The sequence below is a fragment of the Sphingomonas sp. ATCC 31555 genome (genome assembly GCF_000282895.1).
Classification (GTDB): Bacteria; Pseudomonadota; Alphaproteobacteria; order Sphingomonadales; family Sphingomonadaceae; genus Sphingomonas.
The window spans coordinates 83855-99110 of the sequence record NZ_ALBQ01000039.1; the positions used below are offsets into that span (position 1 = coordinate 83855).

Here is a 15256-nt window from a genome sequence, read left to right on the forward strand (position 1 = left end):
GCTCTGCCCGTGCATGCAAGTCAGCCTTGGGCGCTACGCGCAGCAGGCTTTAGCCATGCTCTAAGCAGCAGCGTGAACCCCAGAAAAAAACAGCCGATAGCGATCCAGCCAGCGCTGAACGGCAGGTCTGCAACGCAGTAATCCAAACAGTTTTGGCCCGGAGCTTGAACCCCGAAAAAGCTGCTGAAGCTCGACCAGCTTCCCATAACCGCGGCGTAGATGTAGGCGCGAACAATTCCTGCTTGCACGAGCCACGCGATGGCAGAAGCCCCGAAGAGCAAGATCGCAGCTAGTAGTCGGCCGTCCCTGCTCACGCTTCACTCCGATGCCGTTGCGCTTCGCTAGCGATACGTCATATCAAATCTATACAGTCTTGGTGAAGGACGCTTCGAGCGCATTCTTCCAAGATCGTCGGCACCCCACAGCGCAGCTTACGCTGAGCCCCCCAGCACCCGCCCCACCCGCACCAGCGCGCCATCGGGATCCGACACCGCGAACTCGTACGTTCCCCACGGCATCGCATGCGGCGTGCCCGGCTGGAGGATCGCCTCGCGCACCCGCGCCGCCACCGCGTCGACATCCTCGACATAGAGGTACAGCCCGAAGGGATTGTCCGGCGCCTGGGGCGTGTTCGCCTCGTGCCGCAGGTGCAGGTGCCAGCCGCGGTCGTCCGCGAGGATGCGGTAGTGGCCATAGTCGCCGGTCACCTCCAGCCCCAGCCGGCGGTAGAATTCGGTGCTCGCGTCGAGGTCGCGACAGGGCAGGATGGCGGCGATGTGGTGGGTGGGGTCCATCCCCGCAGGCTATCCTCGCCGATCGGTCTGCGCCACTTGAAACGGCTTGTATTGGGGGCGTCCCTCACCCGCCTCACCGCCTGCCGCGACGGCCTCCCTCCCTCTCCCACAAGGAGAAGAGCGAGGTAGGGCGCATCTGCTCCCTCTCCCCCTTGCGGGAGAGGGAGGGAGCCGCGAAGCGGCGGAAGGGTTAGGGGGATGGCCGCGAGCCCGTCGACGCGGCTCGCCTCTTGCCGAACCCATGGGCGCTCCCAATCTTGCCCGAAACGGCGCAACGCCGACGCTCTTTGACCGCGCGAGACCCCAACCCGTCGCTAACGCGCCCGCACGCGCGAGCGCCTAAACTTCCTAAACTTCGTCCGGGTCGCACAAGCCGCCGCGCGCGTGAACTTCCTAAACTTCGCCCGGCCGCACAAACCGCCGCGCGCCTAAACTTCCTAAACTTCGCCAAGGCCGCACAAACCGCCGAACGCCTAAACTTCCTAAACTTAAGCGCCGATCAGCCCCGCCACATAGTCGGCATGGTCGGGCATGGTTTCCGCCGCCCGCGCCATCGCATCGGCGAGCTTGGCGAGGTGCGCCCGCCCGTCGATGCCCCGCGCCGCCAGCAGCGCGTCGCGTCCCGTCGGCCAGTTGCCTTGCCCGATATGCACCGCCAGCCACGAGGGCGCTGCGAACAGGTCGAATTCGCGTGCGACCAGCCGGCCGGTGCTGCGGAAATGGTCGATCTTCCATTGCAGCGTGTCCGGCACCGCCATCGTCGCGCAATAGCGCCACAAGGGCGAATCTTCCCGCTCGGTCAGCTTGTAGTGCAGGATCAGAAAGTCGCGGATCCGCTCGAACTCGGCGATCGAGATGCGGTTGAACTCGTCGATCAGCAGCGGATCCATGTCGCGCGTCGGGAACAGCGCGAGCAGTTTGGAAATGCCGGCCTGGATCAGGTGCAGGCTGGTCGATTCCAGCGGCTCCAGGAACCCGCTCGAAAGCCCGATGGCGACGACATTGTGGCTCCAGAAGCGCTGGCGGTGGCCGGTGGTGAAGCGCAGCGTCCGGGGCTCGGCCAGCGGCGCGCCGTCCAGATTGGCGAGCAGGATCGCCGTCGCCTCGTCCTCGCCCATGAAGGCGCTGCAATGGACATGGCCGTTGCCGGTGCGGTGCTGCAGCGGGATGCGCCATTGCCACCCCGCCGCCCGCGCCGTCGATCGAGTATAGGGCGTGAAGGCGCCGCGCTCGCACGGCACTGCCACCGCTCGGTCGCAGGGCAGCCAGTGGCGCCAGTCGATATAGCCCGTGCCCAGCACCTCCTCGATCAACAGGCCGCGAAAGCCCGAGCAGTCGACGAACAGGTCTGCCGCGATACGCCGGCCGTCCTGCAGCCGCACCGCGGTAAGGTCGCCGCGCTCGCCGTCCCGATCCGCGCCGGCGATTTCCGCATCGATCCGCGCCACGCCGCGCGCCTCGGCATAGTCGCGCAGCAACGCGGCATAGAGCCCGGCATCGAAGTGATAGGCATAGTCGAAGGTGGAGCCCACGCTGCGCGGATCGGCGAGCGGCGGGGCGAACTTGCCTCGTTTCGCCGCTGCCCAGGCCATCGACAAGTCGTCGAGCGCCGGGGCGCCGCCCTTGTCGCGGGCGTCGAGCCAGTATTGGTGGAGCGGCACCAGGTCGAAGTCGCGGCCGAACGGGCCGAATGGGTGGAAATAGCGTGTGCCGATCCGCCCCCAGTCGACGAATTCGATCCCCAGCTTGAACGATCCGCGGGTGCGGCGGACGAACTCGGCCTCGTCGATTCCGAGCGTGCGGTTGAACAGGCGGATCGGCGGGATCGTCGCCTCGCCCACGCCGACGGTGCCGATCGCGCTCGATTCCACCAGCGTGATCGCCACGCTGCTCCCCAGCGCATTGGCCAGCGCCGCGGCCGTCATCCACCCCGCCGATCCGCCGCCGGCGATGCAGATCGAACGAATGCGGCGGTCCTCGCTCATGCCGTCATCCTATCCCATCGCGGCGCGGCGGCGTAGGGGGTACCGCCGCGCCGGCTCCGGGAGGAGCGCTCAGAAGCGATAGCCGGCGGAGATCGACACGGTCCGGCCCACGCCAACGCGGTTGGTGGCCGCGTAGGGCACGCCGTACAGTTGGCCGAGCGACTGCAGTTCGGCGACGCTGCCCTGGTCCAGCCGGCCGGCCTGGTCCCAGGCGTTGAACAGGTTGTTGGCGTTGAGGGACACTTCCAGCCGGTCGACCGGCCGCACCCGAACAAACGCGCTGACGACGTTCGAGCCCTTCTGCTTCAGGCGGTTATCATCCTGCGGATAGCTGTCGGTCTGGCCGATCAGGGTGAATCCGATCGCCGCCAGCCCGAAGTCGTAGGTAGGCGCGATGGTGTACATCAGGTCCGGCGTCGCCCGCGGCGTCTTGCCGGCATTGCCGCTGATCAGATCCTCGGCGATACGCGAATGGGTGTAGACTATATTGGCCAGCAGCGAGAAGCCGCCATTGGTATATTGCGACTCCAGCTCGATACCCCAGGTCTTGTACTTCTGGAATGTTTGGCGCTGGGTGGTCAGGTCGAAATTATACTCGGTGGCCTGGCTGCGGAAGCCAGTGACGAACACGCCGTAGTTGCCGCCCGCCAGCCGGCCGCGCTGCTTGATGCCCAGTTCCTGCTGCGTCACCGGGTTCACCACCACGGCCTCGCCCAGCGTCGTCAGTTGGCCGGTCGAGGTGAAGGCGCCGGCAAAGTCCGAAACCACCCGGTCCGCATTGGCACGGTTGCCGCGCGAGACGCGGACGAACGCGCTGGTGCTGGAGGTGAACCGGTAGTTCCCGCCGAACGACCAGCTGGTGTAATCGATCTTGTAGTCGATCGGCTGCGCCGCGGCGAAGTTGGTCAGATACACATTCTGCTCGGCCACGCTCAGCCGGCCGTCGCCGTTGATGTCGCGGCTGGTGCGCGCGCCGGTGGGATAGAAGGTGCCGCCGCCCTTCATGTTGTCGAACCGCACGCTGCCGTCGAGGTCGAGCGCATCGTCGGCATAGTTGAGCGAAAGATAGGGCGCGTCGGTGGTGTAGTGCAGGTCGTACTGCCGGCTCGTGCCGCCCCATTGGTTGTTGTAGCCGGTCAGCCCGGCGTCGGTCAGCCGGGTGCCGTCGGCGCTCAGCAGGTCGATCAGTGCCCCGCCCGGCACCGCCTCGGTCAGGCTGCCGTTCCAGTGCCAGTTCATCGCGATCTGCTGGCGCGAATGATACCAGCCCGCCCGCGCCGTCACCTGGCCGGTGCCCAGCCCGAACTTGCCGGTCACGCCCAGATCGTTGGCCCAATGATCCATGCCGGTCATGTCGGTATAGAGGTTGGGGTTCTGGTTGACGACGACCGATCCGGCCACCGTCTGCCCGGCACGCGGGCCGTTGGCGTAAACGGCGCGCGTCGCGGTGTAGGTCCGCCCCCCGGCGGCGATGCTGTACGCCCCGGCACCGCTCGTCAGGCCGGTGACGTTGGTGAGGCTGCCCAGGAACGGCGCGGAGAAGGTGCCGCTGTTCCAGCTATAGGCGAACTTGTTGTCGACCTCGAACGCACCAGTGCCCCAATGCAACTGCGCACCGATGCTGCGCGACTTCACATGGATGCCGTCCGCATTGTCGCCCTGCTTCGTCGATCCATCGGGGTTGACCGTGGTGAAGGTGCGGTTGAGGTTGGAGAAATTGGTGTCGGACCGTGCATCGAAGCCGGGCAGCGCGCGATAGCCGGTGATCTTGTTCCCCTCCACCAGCACCTGCATGGGGGACGCGGTATAGGTCGGGGCGCGATCATCCAGCGCCTTGAACGAAAGCCGCAGATAGCCGCGATCGGCATCGAAGCTCTGCGTGATGTTGCCCTTGATCTGATAACCTTCCAGCGCGCGGTACGGCAGGTCGCGCGGGCCCTCGCCGGTGCGATAAAAGCCACCGATATTGGCCTTCAGCGTGGAATTGATCGGGCCGCCGACATTGAAGTCCAACCGGCTTTCATTGTAGCCAAGCCCGGTGGTCGCGCGGATTTCGCCGCCTGCGGTATCCCCCGTCTTCGACACATAGTTGATCACCGCACCCGGCGCCTGGCTGGCGAAGGTGGAAGCGGAACCGCCGCGAATCGCTTGCACCCGGTCCACGGTCAGGTCGTAGCGCGTCCAATAGTCATTGTTGCCGAAGGCGATGTCGCCGAACTCGACGACCGGCAGGCCGTCTTCCTGCAGCTGGACATATTTCGAGCCGCCGGACGCCAGCGGCAGGCCGCGCACGGTGATGTTCGAATTGCCGCCCGGCCCCGCCGTCGATTCGGCGCGGATGCCAGGGATCAAGCGAAAGACTTCGGCTTCGGAACGCGGCGCCAGATTCTGCACCGACTCGGCGGAAAGATCGGTCACCGAGACCGAGCTCTGCATCTTGCTGCGGCTGGTGGGGACTGCGGTCACGACGATCTCGTCCAGAAAGCCTGCCTGCGTCGCCGCCTCCGGCGGCGCACCATCCTGCGGGGCAGCATCCTGCGCGGAAGCAGCGCCCGCACTTGCCATCAGCCAGGCAACGGCGTGCAGCGAAACCAGCGGACGCGAACGGAACTGTGCCATCAACTCTCTCCCAATCGGCTTGGCGGACCCTCTTGACGGGAGCCCTTGGCATCATTCCATACTCGCAATTACAATCGATTGCAATGGCTGCTGCAATCGTTTGTTTATCGGGAGACTTGCCCAACCTCCTCGCACAAGCCACTGAGGTGTTTCTGTGACAGACCAAGCCGCCCCACCACGCCGTCCCGTACGGACCCTCGCGGACCTCGCGCAGCTGGCGGGAGTGTCGACCGGCACCGTTTCTCGGGCGCTGGCCGACAAGTCACTGGTGAACCCCGAAACCCGCCAGCGCATCCAGGCGCTCGCCGCCGAGCACGGCTTTCGTCCCAACCAGATGGCGCGCCGATTACGGACCCAGAAGACCGGCGTGATCGGTATCGTCGTACCGCTAGGCCATGAGCGGCGGCAGCATCTTTCCGATCCGTTTTTCATGACAATGCTGGGCCACCTCGCCGATGCGCTGACGGAGAACGGCTATGACGTGATGCTCTCGCGGATCATTCCCGACGCCGCGGATTGGCTGGAGCGTATTGTCGACTCGGGCATGCTCGATGGTGTCTTGCTGATCGGCCAGTCGGACCAGATGGCGGCGATCGAGCGGGTTGCACAGCGCTATCGCCCGCTCATCGCTTGGGGCACCAGCGCGCCGGGACAGATCCACTGCGCGGTCGGCACCGAAAACGTCGTGGGCGGGCGCCTCGCTGGCGAGCATCTGATCGCGCGCGGCGTGCGGCGGATCGCGTTTCTGGGCGAATTGCGCGCCCCGGAAATCCGCCAACGCTATGCTGGCATCTGCGCCGCCGCCGAGGCCGCGGGCATGCCGGCACCGCTGCAGCTGGATACCCATCTGGCGTCCGACATGATGGAACAGGAAATCGCCGGCCACATGGCGCGGCACCTGGATCGCATCGACGGCATCGCTGCGGGATCCGATGTTATCGCAATGACGACGCTGCGTGTTTTGGCCGATCAGGGGATGGCCGTGCCCGGCGACGTGCCCGTGGTAGGCTATGACGATCTGCCGCTGGCGCTGCAGACGGTGCCGCGCCTCACCACGGTCAAGCAGGATATTGCCGGCGGCGCAAAAGCAATGGTGGAAGCACTGTTCGCCCGGATCGAGGGGCAAGACAGCGCCTCGGTAGTGATGCAGCCCGAGCTGGTGGTCCGCGACTCGGCGTGATCAGCGTCGGATTGTCACCCGATCGCCAGCGAAGTCGAGGGTGAAGAACGGCGCCGGCACGCCGCCGAAGTGCCGCCGCCGCCCTTCGGCGCTCGCTAGCGTCACCGCACCGTTCGTATCGAGCCCCGGATAGTCCACGAAGCTCAGCACCTCGCCTTCGCCCGTTACCCACCAGCAATAAGCCTGGGTGGGCCGTTCGGCCGGATTGCCCGCAACCAGCCCGGTGCCGTTCACCGGTCGCCACGGACCCCGCATCGATTCCGCCACCATCGCATACAGCCCGGTGGGCGCGGCGATGTCCGCCGCAAACCGGCGCGCCTGCGTGCTCCAGAACAGATAGTACTTGCCGCCACGGTGCACGATGTGCGGGCGCTCCAGCTCGCTGTTGACGCCGATTGCCGACAGCAGCGGCGGTTGCAGCTGCCATGCCCCATCTCGCCGCTGCGCTATGCCGATCACCCCGCTCACCGGTGTCTCGGCCCAACCCGCATTGGCGGTGAACAGCACATAATCGGCGCCGTCAGCCGGGTCGCGGAAATACCCCGGGTCTCTGAAGCCCTTGATGCCATGCGGCGCCGCCACGGCTTCATCGGCCACGGCATAGACTGCACCGTCCGCTGCCACGATCTCCTCGGGCGCGCTCCACCCCTCTAGCCGCGGCGTTCCGCCGTCGACCAGAAAGCGGCCGCGCGACACGAAGAGCCGCTGCTCAAAGGTGATTGCCTGCCCATATCGGCCGGCAGCAGTGAAGTAGTGCGTCAGCGTTTTCCCATCCGCCTCCAGCACCGCCGAGCCGGACCATTCACGAGCACCGGGGGTGAAGCCGGGGGCAAAGACCGGGCCGTGCGCGCGCCAGCCATCAGCATCGTGGCTGGTCAGCCAGATCCGGGCGGCATCGTGTCGCCCCTCCGGGTCGTCCAGCCTGGGCGCGGCGAGAAAGAACCACCAGCTGCGCCCGCCGCGCCGCACGGTGCTGCCGTCCGGATGCGCAATCTGCCACATGTCCCACACGTCATGGTCGGGCACCAGCGGAGCGCCGCCCGGTGCCAGCACCGGCAGCGCCGCATCGCGCTGAGCGGGAATGCCGGCAACCGCTTCCCGGGTCCATGCGGCGCAGGGTTCGGGGGCTAGGGCGAGATGGTGCACGAGAAACCTCTTGTCTAACATAGCGGGGATTGGAGCAAGGTGCGCGGCTCAGGCCGGTCTGCGATCGCGGGCGCTCCATACCGCCAGGGCTGCCAGGAACATCAGCACGCCGCACAGGCTGAGGACATTGCGGGCATCCCCGCCCAGCAGCGAGCCATAGAAAATCGGCACCGTCACCGTGAACAACAGCATCGGGATCACGATCATCATGTTGAAAATGCCCATATAGACGCCGGTACGTTCGGGCGGGATGGATCCGGCGAGGATCACATAGGGATTGCCCATCATGCTGGCCCAGCCGAGCCCCAGACCAATCGCCGGCGCGAACAGCCAAGCCTTGGCGGTAACATGGGGCAGCCACAACATGCCAATGCCGGCGCAGACCAGGCACAAGGCATGCAGCCGCGCCGCGCCGATCCGCCGCGCAACCGGCACCATTGCAAACGCCGCAACGAACGCCACGGCATTGTAGAAGGCCGCGAGCTCACCATTGGTAAGCACCGCTTCGCGAAATCCCGACGAGGTGGAATCGCCGGTACCGTACACCGATCGCGCCACTGCGAGAATGACGTACGTCCAGTACGCCATCATCGCATACCATTGGAAAAGGCTCATCAGCGCCAGCTTGCGCATGGCGACCGGCATATGGAGAATGGCGTCCCCGATCTCGCGCAGCGTCGCCACAACCGACTTGGGCTGCGCGGCGATATGCGCGCGCTCGGCGGGCGTAAGCGGCAGTTCGGGCACGCGCAGCACCGACCACAGGATGGTGCCGAACGAAAGCGCCGCGCCGACCATGAATGCGACTCGCGCCGTGTAGGGAATGTTGTGCGAATCCACCCAGTCGCGGTTCATGCCCGCCCAGACCAGCAGCGATGGCGTGAGGAACGCCAGCATCTGCGCCAATCCGGTGAATGCGCTCTGCGTCAGGAACCCCAGCCCATGCTGTTTGGGATCGAGTCGATCCGACACATAGGCGCGATACGGCTCCATGGTGATGTTGTTGCCGGCATCGAGGATCCACAACATCGATACAGCCATTAAGATCGAACTGCTGAGCGGCATGAAGAACAGGCCGAGCGCACATAGCACGGCGCCGGTAAGGAAATAGGGCGTGCGGCGGCCCCAGCGGCTATCTGTACAGTCGCTCATCGCACCGATGATCGGCTGAACGAGCAGACCAGTCATCGGCCCAGCGAGCTGGAGCAGCGGCAGCGACGCCTCCGAAGCACCGAGATAGGAATAAATCGGCGCCATGTTGCCCTGCTGCAGCCCGAAGCTGAATTGCAGACCCAGAAATCCGAGGTTCATTTCCAGAATACGCCACAAGGGCAAATGCGGTTTTCCGCTTAGGTTCGTCATCGCCCTCTCCCGCCGGCCCTTCGCCTGGTCCTCCCGGCCACTATGGAACGATTCCCAGTTCCGGGCAACAATCGATTGCACAAGGAAGTTGGGGCAAACGAATGCGAGCGCTGCGGCCCTGTGGTGGTGCCGTTTTCGCAACGCTTGCCTATATCGCCCCCGCGCGGGCATAAGCCGCGCTCCGTTTCACACCCAAGAAGAAGGGTCTATCCCGTGTCCGAGATGTTCCGCATTACGCTGCCCGACGGTTCCGTCCGCGAGGTAGCCCCGGGGACTACCCCGGCGGACATCGCCGCGGCGATCGGGCCCGGCCTCGCCAAGGCGGCGCTCGCCGCGCGCGTCGATGGCGAGCTGCGCGACATCGGCCGTCCGTTCGAGGGCGACGCCCAGCTCGCCCTCGTCACCGCCAAGGACGAGGCCGACGCGCTCGATCTCGTGCGCCACGACTATGCGCATATCCTGGCGGAAGCGGTGCAGCACCTGTTCCCGGGCACGCAGATCACCTTCGGCCCGTCGACGGACGACGGCTTCTACTATGACTTCGCCCCCAAGGACCGCCCCTTCACCGAGGAGGACCTGCCGGCGATCGAGGAGGAGATGCGCCGCATCATCGCGCGCGACGAGCCGCTGATCCGCGAAGTCTGGTCGCGCGCCGACCTGATCGCGCGCTGGACGGCGCAGGGGGAAACCTTCAAGGCCGAATGGGCCAAGGAGCTCCCCGAGGGCGAAGAGCTGACCGTCTATCGCGCCGGCAAGGGCGAGGACGCCTGGCTCGACATGTGCCGCGGCCCCCACCTCGCCTCCACCGGCAAGGTCGCGGCGGATGCGTTCAAGCTGACCCGCGTGTCGGGCGCCTATTGGCGCGGCGACCAGAAGAACGCGATGCTCAGCCGCATCTACGGCACCGGCTGGCTGAACAAGAAGCAGCTCCAGGAGCATCTGACGCGCCTGGAAGAGGCCGCCAAGCGCGACCACCGCAAGCTCGGCGCCGAGATGGACCTGTTCCACCTCCAACAGGAAGCGCATGGCTCCGTGTTCTGGCACCCCAACGGCTATGTCATCTACCGCGTGCTCGAGGATTATATGCGCCGCGCGGTCAACGGCGCGGGCAGCAAGGAAGTGAAGACGCCGCAGGTGATGGACGCGCGCCAGTGGGAGCAGTCCGGCCACTGGGGCAAGTATCGCCAGAACATGTTCGTCATCCCCGACGAGACGCCGAACATCGAGGACGAAGGCCCGATGGTGTCGGACGACGTCCAGTGGATGGCACTCAAGCCGATGAACTGCCCGGCGCACGTGCTGATCTTCAAGCAGGGGATCAAGTCGTATCGCGACCTGCCGATGCGGCTGGTCGAGAATGGCTGCTGCCACCGCAACGAGCCGCACGGCGCGCTGCACGGGCTGATGCGCGTCCGCCAGTTCACCCAGGACGACGGCCACATCTTCTGCCGCGAGGACCAGATCGTCGACGAGGTGAAGGCGTTCTGCGCGCTGGCCGACCGCGTCTACAAGCATTTCGGCTTCAGCTATGCGATCAAGCTCGCGCTGCGCCCGGAGAAGCGCTTCGGCACCGAGGAAATGTGGGACCAGGCTGAGAACGAGCTGCGCGACGCGGTGGTCGCCGCCGGCCTCGCCACGCCCGAATATGGCTGGGAGGAACTGCCCGGCGAAGGCGCCTTCTACGCGCCCAAGCTGGAATGGCACCTCACCGACGCGATCGGCCGCACCTGGCAGGTCGGCACCATCCAGTCGGACCGGGTGCTGCCCGAGCGTCTCGATGCGAGTTACGTCGGCGAGGATGGCGAGCGCCACCGGCCGGTGATGCTCCACCGCGCGATCTTCGGCTCGTACGAGCGGTTCATCGGCATCCTGATCGAGCATTTCGCCGGCAAGCTGCCGACCTGGCTCGCGCCGGTGCAGGCGGTGGTAGCGACGATCGTGTCCGACGCCGACGACTATGCCCGTGAAGTTGTGGCGAAGCTCCAGGCGGCGGGCATCCGCGTCGAGAGCGACCTGCGCAACGAGAAGATCAACTACAAGGTGCGCGAGCACTCGCTGGCCAAGGTGCCCAACCTGCTGGTCGTCGGCAAGCGTGAGGCCGAGGAAAGCACCGTGGCGCTCCGCGTCCTCGGCAGCCAGGGCCAGACCATGCTGACTCTGGACGAAGCGATCGCGCGGCTCAAGGCCGAAGCGCTGGCGCCGGACCTCGCCTAACCCGCCGCAAAGTCCCCCTCCCAATCATGGGAGGGGGACGAAGGGCGCTTCAGAAGCGGTACTTCAGCCCCACCTGCAGGATCGGGTAAATCGGATAATCGTTCGCCTTGTCCTGCAATTCCTGCCGCTGCTTGGCCAGTTCGTTGCGATAGGTTGTCCCGGCGAGCGTCTGGTCGGTCGCAAGCGAACCGTTCGAGGTGAAGTCGCGGATGCGCACTGCTCCCTGGAACAGCGCGCCCGCCTCGATGTTGAAGCTCAGCCCCTTGCGCATGCTTCCGCCATAACCGAGCATCAGCTGCGGCGCGAATTCGCGCACCTCGGCGCGCCCCGTGATGGTGCCGATCTGCTGCGGAGTGAAGATCAGGCTGCCGATCCGCGTTGGTCCATTGGGCGTCGCCCGCACCCGGCCTTCATTGCCATTGTAGCGCACGCCGCCGGAAATCCGGAAACCGCCGCCGAACGGATAGAGATCCACGATCGCCCCCACGGACGACAGCTTGGCATGGCCGTTATACTCGATACCGCCCGAGGTGAAATCATGGTCCACGCCCAGAAAGCCGCCGTTGGCGCGCACGCCCACCGTCTCACTCGCCCGGTAGCCGATCTCCGGCCCCACCCCAAGCGTGCCGGCGGTAACGCCGATGCTCACCTTGCCTTCGCCTGATGCGCGTTCCTGCGCCGCCGCAGGCACAGACGCCGCCAGCAATGCAGCGCCCAGCGCCGCCGCAATCCCTACCAACTTCATTTTCCGTCCCCAAGTCGCTGGCATCGTCGGCGCCCCTGCGGCACCCTTGGCCATTATAGGCGCGGCCCTCGGGATATAACGGATTTTGCAGGCCTTTTTCTCCGCCAATGGATGAATGCCGTGTCGCCCGCTGCCGGCAAGAACAATTATGACGATGCCGCGAAATCGCCACGGCTGGACCTTCTCTCTGGCCGTGGAATTGTCTATATAGGCCGCTGATCAACTACAGGAGCAAGTCGTATACGTCCTCCCATGACCCGGCGCCCGATGGCGCCCGCTATGCCGCTCAACGGTCCGCGGTTTAACGAATTCATCCAGTCGCCCAAGGTTCGCGTCATTGACCAGGATGGCGAAAATCTCGGTGTGATGTACACGCGCGAGGCGATGGCGCAGGCTGCCGAGGTCGGGCTCGACCTTGTCGAAGTGTCGCCCAACGCCGATCCGCCCGTCGCCAAGTTCCTCGATGTGGGCAAGTTCAAGTACGAGGCGCAGAAGAAAGCGAATCTCGCACGCAAGACTCAAAAGACGCAGGAGATCAAAGAGATCAAGATGCGTCCCAACATCGACGACCACGATTACGACGTGAAGATGCGCAACATCCTCAAGTTCATCGGCGAAGGTGACAAGGTGAAGGTCACGCTGCGCTTCCGCGGTCGTGAGCTTTCCCATGGCCAGCTCGGCATGCAACTGCTCCAGCGCGTCCAGCAGGATGCCGCGGAAGTGGCTAAGGTCGAAAGCTATCCGCGCATGGAAGGCCGTCAGATGCTGATGGTGCTCTCGCCGAAGTGATGGTTGGGCGGCCGCTTCCGCTGTTGGCGGCGGCGGCCGTCGCCTGGGCTTTGCCGGGCTCCGCGCGCGCCCAGACCGCGGCGTCCCCGCCCAGCGCTGCCGCCGCCGACGAACCGATCGCGGTTCCCAGCAACGCCCGACTCGTCTGGGCCGATGAATTCGACTCGGGCACGATGCCCGATCCGAAGCGTTGGGCCTATGATACCGAACGGAACCGCCAAGGCTGGCACAACGAAGAGCTGCAATATTATGCAGCGAACCGCCCGGAAAATGCTCGCGTTGAGAACGGCCGACTGATCCTGGAGGCGCGACGCGAGCGTCTGTCGAGCCAGGCGGATTATGGCGGTCAGGACTATAGCTCCGCCCGCCTGTTCACGCGCGGGATCGCAAGCTGGACCTATGGTTTCGTCGAGGTCCGCGCCAAGCTCGCTTGCGGCAAAGGTATGTGGCCGGCAATCTGGATGCTCGGCACCGACCAGAACGCCCGCTGGCCGAAACTTGGCGAGATCGATGTGATGGAGTTTGTCGGCTGGGACCCGCAGACGGTGCATGGCACCATTCATACCGGCGCCTATAACCATCCGAAGCATACGCAGAAGGGCGCGACCACCAAGGTCGCCGACGCCTGCACTGCCTTCCACAGCTATCAGCTGGACTGGAACAAAGACCGCATTCTGATCGGCGTGGACGGCCATGCCTATATGCGGTTTAACAACGACCATAAGGGCGATGCCGCCACCTGGCCGTTCGACAAACCGCAATATCTGCTGCTCAACGTGGCAGTGGGCGGATGGGGTGGGATGCAGGGGGTCGATCCTGCCGCCTTCCCGTCGCGGATGGAGATCGACTATGTTCGCGTCTGGCAGGCGCCGGAGAAGAATAAGGGGCGGTAACCTGCCCGCCCCTGCCGCTCTTCAGTCCTCTGCCGCGATCCGCACGCGCAGGCCATCCAGCGCCTCGGTGAAAGGCACCTGGCACGAAAGGCGTGACGTCGCGTCTCGATCGGAGGCGCTGTCGAGCAGATCGTCTTCGTCCATGCTCATCTTGGGCAGTTTGTCCGCAAATTCCGGATCGACATGCACATGGCAGGTGGCGCAGCTGCAGCAGCCGCCACACAGTGCCAGCAGCTCGTCGAATCCGTTGTCTCGAATCACTTCCATCAGGCTCAGGCCGGCATCGCCGGTCACCGTTCGCTCGGTTCCATCACGCGTCACGACCGTAAGCTGGGGCATCTGCTTCTCCTTGGTTTGTGGTGTCCATGCCGACGAACCGGGGCCAATTCAAGGAGCCACTGCATGGGCCTGAGCGCTGAACAGCTGAAGGGGTCGATTGACGCATTGGCGGCCCTCGAGCCGGCCTTCGCGGAAGCACTCTTACGCGCCGGCTATCCCGAACCGCGGATCCGCGCGCCCGGTTACGCCACGCTGCTGCGCACGATCGTGGGGCAGCAGGTAAGCGTTGCCGCCGCCGCATCGATTTGGAGCAAGCTGGAGGCGGCACTGGGCACGGCGGAAGATCCTGCTGCCCTGGCGCTTGCCAGCGACGAGACCTTGCGCGGCGCCGGTCTCTCTCGCCAGAAGATCGGCTATGCCCGCAGCCTTGCCGAAGAGGTGACGAGCGGCACGTTGGACCTGGCCGCGTTGCCACAGGACGACGAGGAAGCGATCGCCGCCCTCACCCGCATCAAGGGCATCGGCCGTTGGTCGGCGGAGATCTATCTGTTGTTTGCCGAAGGACGGCCGGACATCTGGCCAGCAGGCGATCTGGCCGTGCAGATCGAGATCGGACGCATTCTCGGCCACCCCGAACGTCCCAGCGAGAAACAGACGCGCGCCTGGTCCGAAGCTTGGCGTCCCCATCGCGGCGCCGCAGCGATCTTCGCATGGCACCATTACGGCATGGCAAAGAGCGCGATCTGAACGCGCGAAAGTCGCTGCCCTGCAGGGAAGGATTAGGGGTTGGGCACGATGAACACATTGTGGCTGTGGGGCCAGTTCACCCTTAATCCCGCCCCTGAAGGAAAGGGGCTCAGGCAAGATGCCTAAGCGGAAGCGCCTTTGTCAGAAGTTGAAGATTAAAGATTGCAACGAAATACAAATCGCTTGAGCGGCGATTACACCCGTGCGACAATATTCCCGATATAGAGCAATGCACGGAGGGGATCATGCAAGCCGTTCGGGGCCTGGCGGTACTCACATTAATTTGCGGGCACCTATCCATCACCGCCGCGGAAGCGCGACCTCGGTCGGAGGAACCGACCCCTACCGAAAAGCTGTTGCTCCTCACGGAATTTACCGACTGCGTCACCGCGCAAAAGTCGCGTCAGCCTGCCATTCAGGCCTTTCTGCGCACGCTTCCCGATCGCCCCGAATTCTACGAGGCTAGAGCGTTTTCCGATCAATCTGGATCATATCCGCAGGAA

At 65.1% G+C, this 15256-nt stretch carries 14 protein-coding genes; 6 read left to right on the forward strand and 8 right to left on the reverse strand.

All coding sequences use genetic code 11. The annotated features are described in order from the left end of the window. Nucleotides 1-20 precede the first annotated feature (20 nt). From B215_RS21415 to B215_RS0115100, 4 genes are all read right to left on the reverse strand, one after another. Nucleotides 21-314, reverse strand: a complete 294-nt coding sequence (locus B215_RS21415) for a hypothetical protein (protein WP_152997842.1) — start codon at nt 312-314, stop codon at nt 21-23. A gap of 117 nt (nt 315-431) precedes the next feature. Next, nucleotides 432-794, reverse strand: a complete 363-nt coding sequence (locus tag B215_RS0115090) for a VOC family protein (protein ID WP_019370482.1) — start codon at nt 792-794, stop codon at nt 432-434. Between the two features lie 488 nt (nt 795-1282). Beyond that, a complete protein-coding gene (locus tag B215_RS0115095; RefSeq protein WP_019370483.1) occupies nt 1283-2779 on the reverse strand; it encodes a tryptophan halogenase family protein in 1497 nt (498 codons plus the stop codon). A 69-nt stretch (nt 2780-2848) separates the two neighbouring features. After that, nucleotides 2849-5398, reverse strand: coding sequence for a TonB-dependent receptor (locus B215_RS0115100; RefSeq protein WP_019370484.1), 2550 nt, complete (start codon nt 5396-5398; stop codon nt 2849-2851). A 154-nt stretch (nt 5399-5552) separates the two neighbouring features. On the opposite strand from B215_RS0115100, the gene B215_RS0115105 reads away from it, so the two are divergent. Beyond that, nucleotides 5553-6578, forward strand: coding sequence for a LacI family DNA-binding transcriptional regulator (locus tag B215_RS0115105; protein WP_026009296.1), 1026 nt, complete (start codon nt 5553-5555; stop codon nt 6576-6578). Here B215_RS0115105 and B215_RS0115110 read toward each other — a convergent pair whose 3' ends face one another. Both B215_RS0115110 and B215_RS0115115 read right to left on the reverse strand, forming a co-directional pair. Further along, complete coding sequence (locus tag B215_RS0115110) at nt 6579-7745, reverse strand: glycoside hydrolase family 68 protein (RefSeq protein WP_050990193.1); 1167 nt, start codon at nt 7743-7745, stop codon at nt 6579-6581. Between the two features lie 27 nt (nt 7746-7772). Beyond that, nucleotides 7773-9035, reverse strand: coding sequence for an MFS transporter (locus B215_RS0115115; RefSeq protein WP_019370487.1), 1263 nt, complete (start codon nt 9033-9035; stop codon nt 7773-7775). Nucleotides 9036-9308: 273 nt separating this feature from the next. On the opposite strand from B215_RS0115115, the gene thrS reads away from it, so the two are divergent. Beyond that, nucleotides 9309-11300, forward strand: a complete 1992-nt coding sequence (thrS, locus tag B215_RS0115120) for a threonine--tRNA ligase (RefSeq protein ID WP_019370488.1) — start codon at nt 9309-9311, stop codon at nt 11298-11300. 49 nt (nt 11301-11349) lie between these two features. Here thrS and B215_RS0115125 read toward each other — a convergent pair whose 3' ends face one another. After that, complete coding sequence (locus tag B215_RS0115125) at nt 11350-12045, reverse strand: hypothetical protein (protein WP_019370489.1); 696 nt, start codon at nt 12043-12045, stop codon at nt 11350-11352. 252 nt (nt 12046-12297) lie between these two features. Between B215_RS0115125 and infC the strand changes: the two genes are divergently transcribed. Both infC and B215_RS20235 read left to right on the forward strand, forming a co-directional pair. After that, nucleotides 12298-12834 carry a translation initiation factor IF-3 gene (gene infC / locus B215_RS0115130; RefSeq protein WP_037513896.1) on the forward strand — a complete coding sequence of 179 codons (537 nt, stop codon included), beginning with the start codon at nt 12298-12300 and terminating at the stop codon, nt 12832-12834. 23 nt (nt 12835-12857) lie between these two features. After that, complete coding sequence (locus tag B215_RS20235; RefSeq protein WP_236704479.1) at nt 12858-13727, forward strand: glycoside hydrolase family 16 protein; 870 nt, start codon at nt 12858-12860, stop codon at nt 13725-13727. A gap of 21 nt (nt 13728-13748) precedes the next feature. Here B215_RS20235 and B215_RS0115140 read toward each other — a convergent pair whose 3' ends face one another. Next, on the reverse strand, nt 13749-14066 hold the full coding sequence (locus B215_RS0115140) for a 2Fe-2S iron-sulfur cluster-binding protein (protein WP_019370493.1): 318 nt from the start codon (nt 14064-14066) through the stop codon (nt 13749-13751). A 63-nt stretch (nt 14067-14129) separates the two neighbouring features. On the opposite strand from B215_RS0115140, the gene B215_RS0115145 reads away from it, so the two are divergent. Then, nucleotides 14130-14753: a DNA-3-methyladenine glycosylase family protein gene (locus tag B215_RS0115145; protein ID WP_019370494.1), complete on the forward strand. Its 624-nt coding sequence runs from the start codon at nt 14130-14132 to the stop codon at nt 14751-14753. A gap of 245 nt (nt 14754-14998) precedes the next feature. Then, nucleotides 14999-15256: hypothetical protein (locus B215_RS21850; RefSeq protein ID WP_237718467.1), on the forward strand; the 258-nt coding region annotated here is incomplete at its 3' end.

Bases quoted from the DNA above. Each gene is read 5' to 3' on its own strand.
- B215_RS0115090 (WP_019370482.1), bottom strand. From the start codon at position 794: ATGGACCCCACCCACCACATCGCCGCCATCCTGCCCTGTCGCGACCTC.
- B215_RS0115140 (WP_019370493.1), bottom strand. From the start codon at position 14,066: ATGCCCCAGCTTACGGTCGTGACGCGTGATGGAACCGAGCGAACGGTG.
- B215_RS0115095 (WP_019370483.1), bottom strand. From the start codon at position 2,779: ATGAGCGAGGACCGCCGCATTCGTTCGATCTGCATCGCCGGCGGCGGA.
- infC (WP_037513896.1), top strand. From the start codon at position 12,298: ATGACCCGGCGCCCGATGGCGCCCGCTATGCCGCTCAACGGTCCGCGG.
- B215_RS0115125 (WP_019370489.1), bottom strand. From the start codon at position 12,045: ATGAAGTTGGTAGGGATTGCGGCGGCGCTGGGCGCTGCATTGCTGGCG.
- B215_RS0115110 (WP_050990193.1), bottom strand. From the start codon at position 7,745: ATGTTAGACAAGAGGTTTCTCGTGCACCATCTCGCCCTAGCCCCCGAA.
- B215_RS0115145 (WP_019370494.1), top strand. From the start codon at position 14,130: ATGGGCCTGAGCGCTGAACAGCTGAAGGGGTCGATTGACGCATTGGCG.
- thrS (WP_019370488.1), top strand. From the start codon at position 9,309: ATGTTCCGCATTACGCTGCCCGACGGTTCCGTCCGCGAGGTAGCCCCG.
- B215_RS0115100 (WP_019370484.1), bottom strand. From the start codon at position 5,398: ATGGCACAGTTCCGTTCGCGTCCGCTGGTTTCGCTGCACGCCGTTGCC.
- B215_RS0115115 (WP_019370487.1), bottom strand. From the start codon at position 9,035: ATGAACCTCGGATTTCTGGGTCTGCAATTCAGCTTCGGGCTGCAGCAG.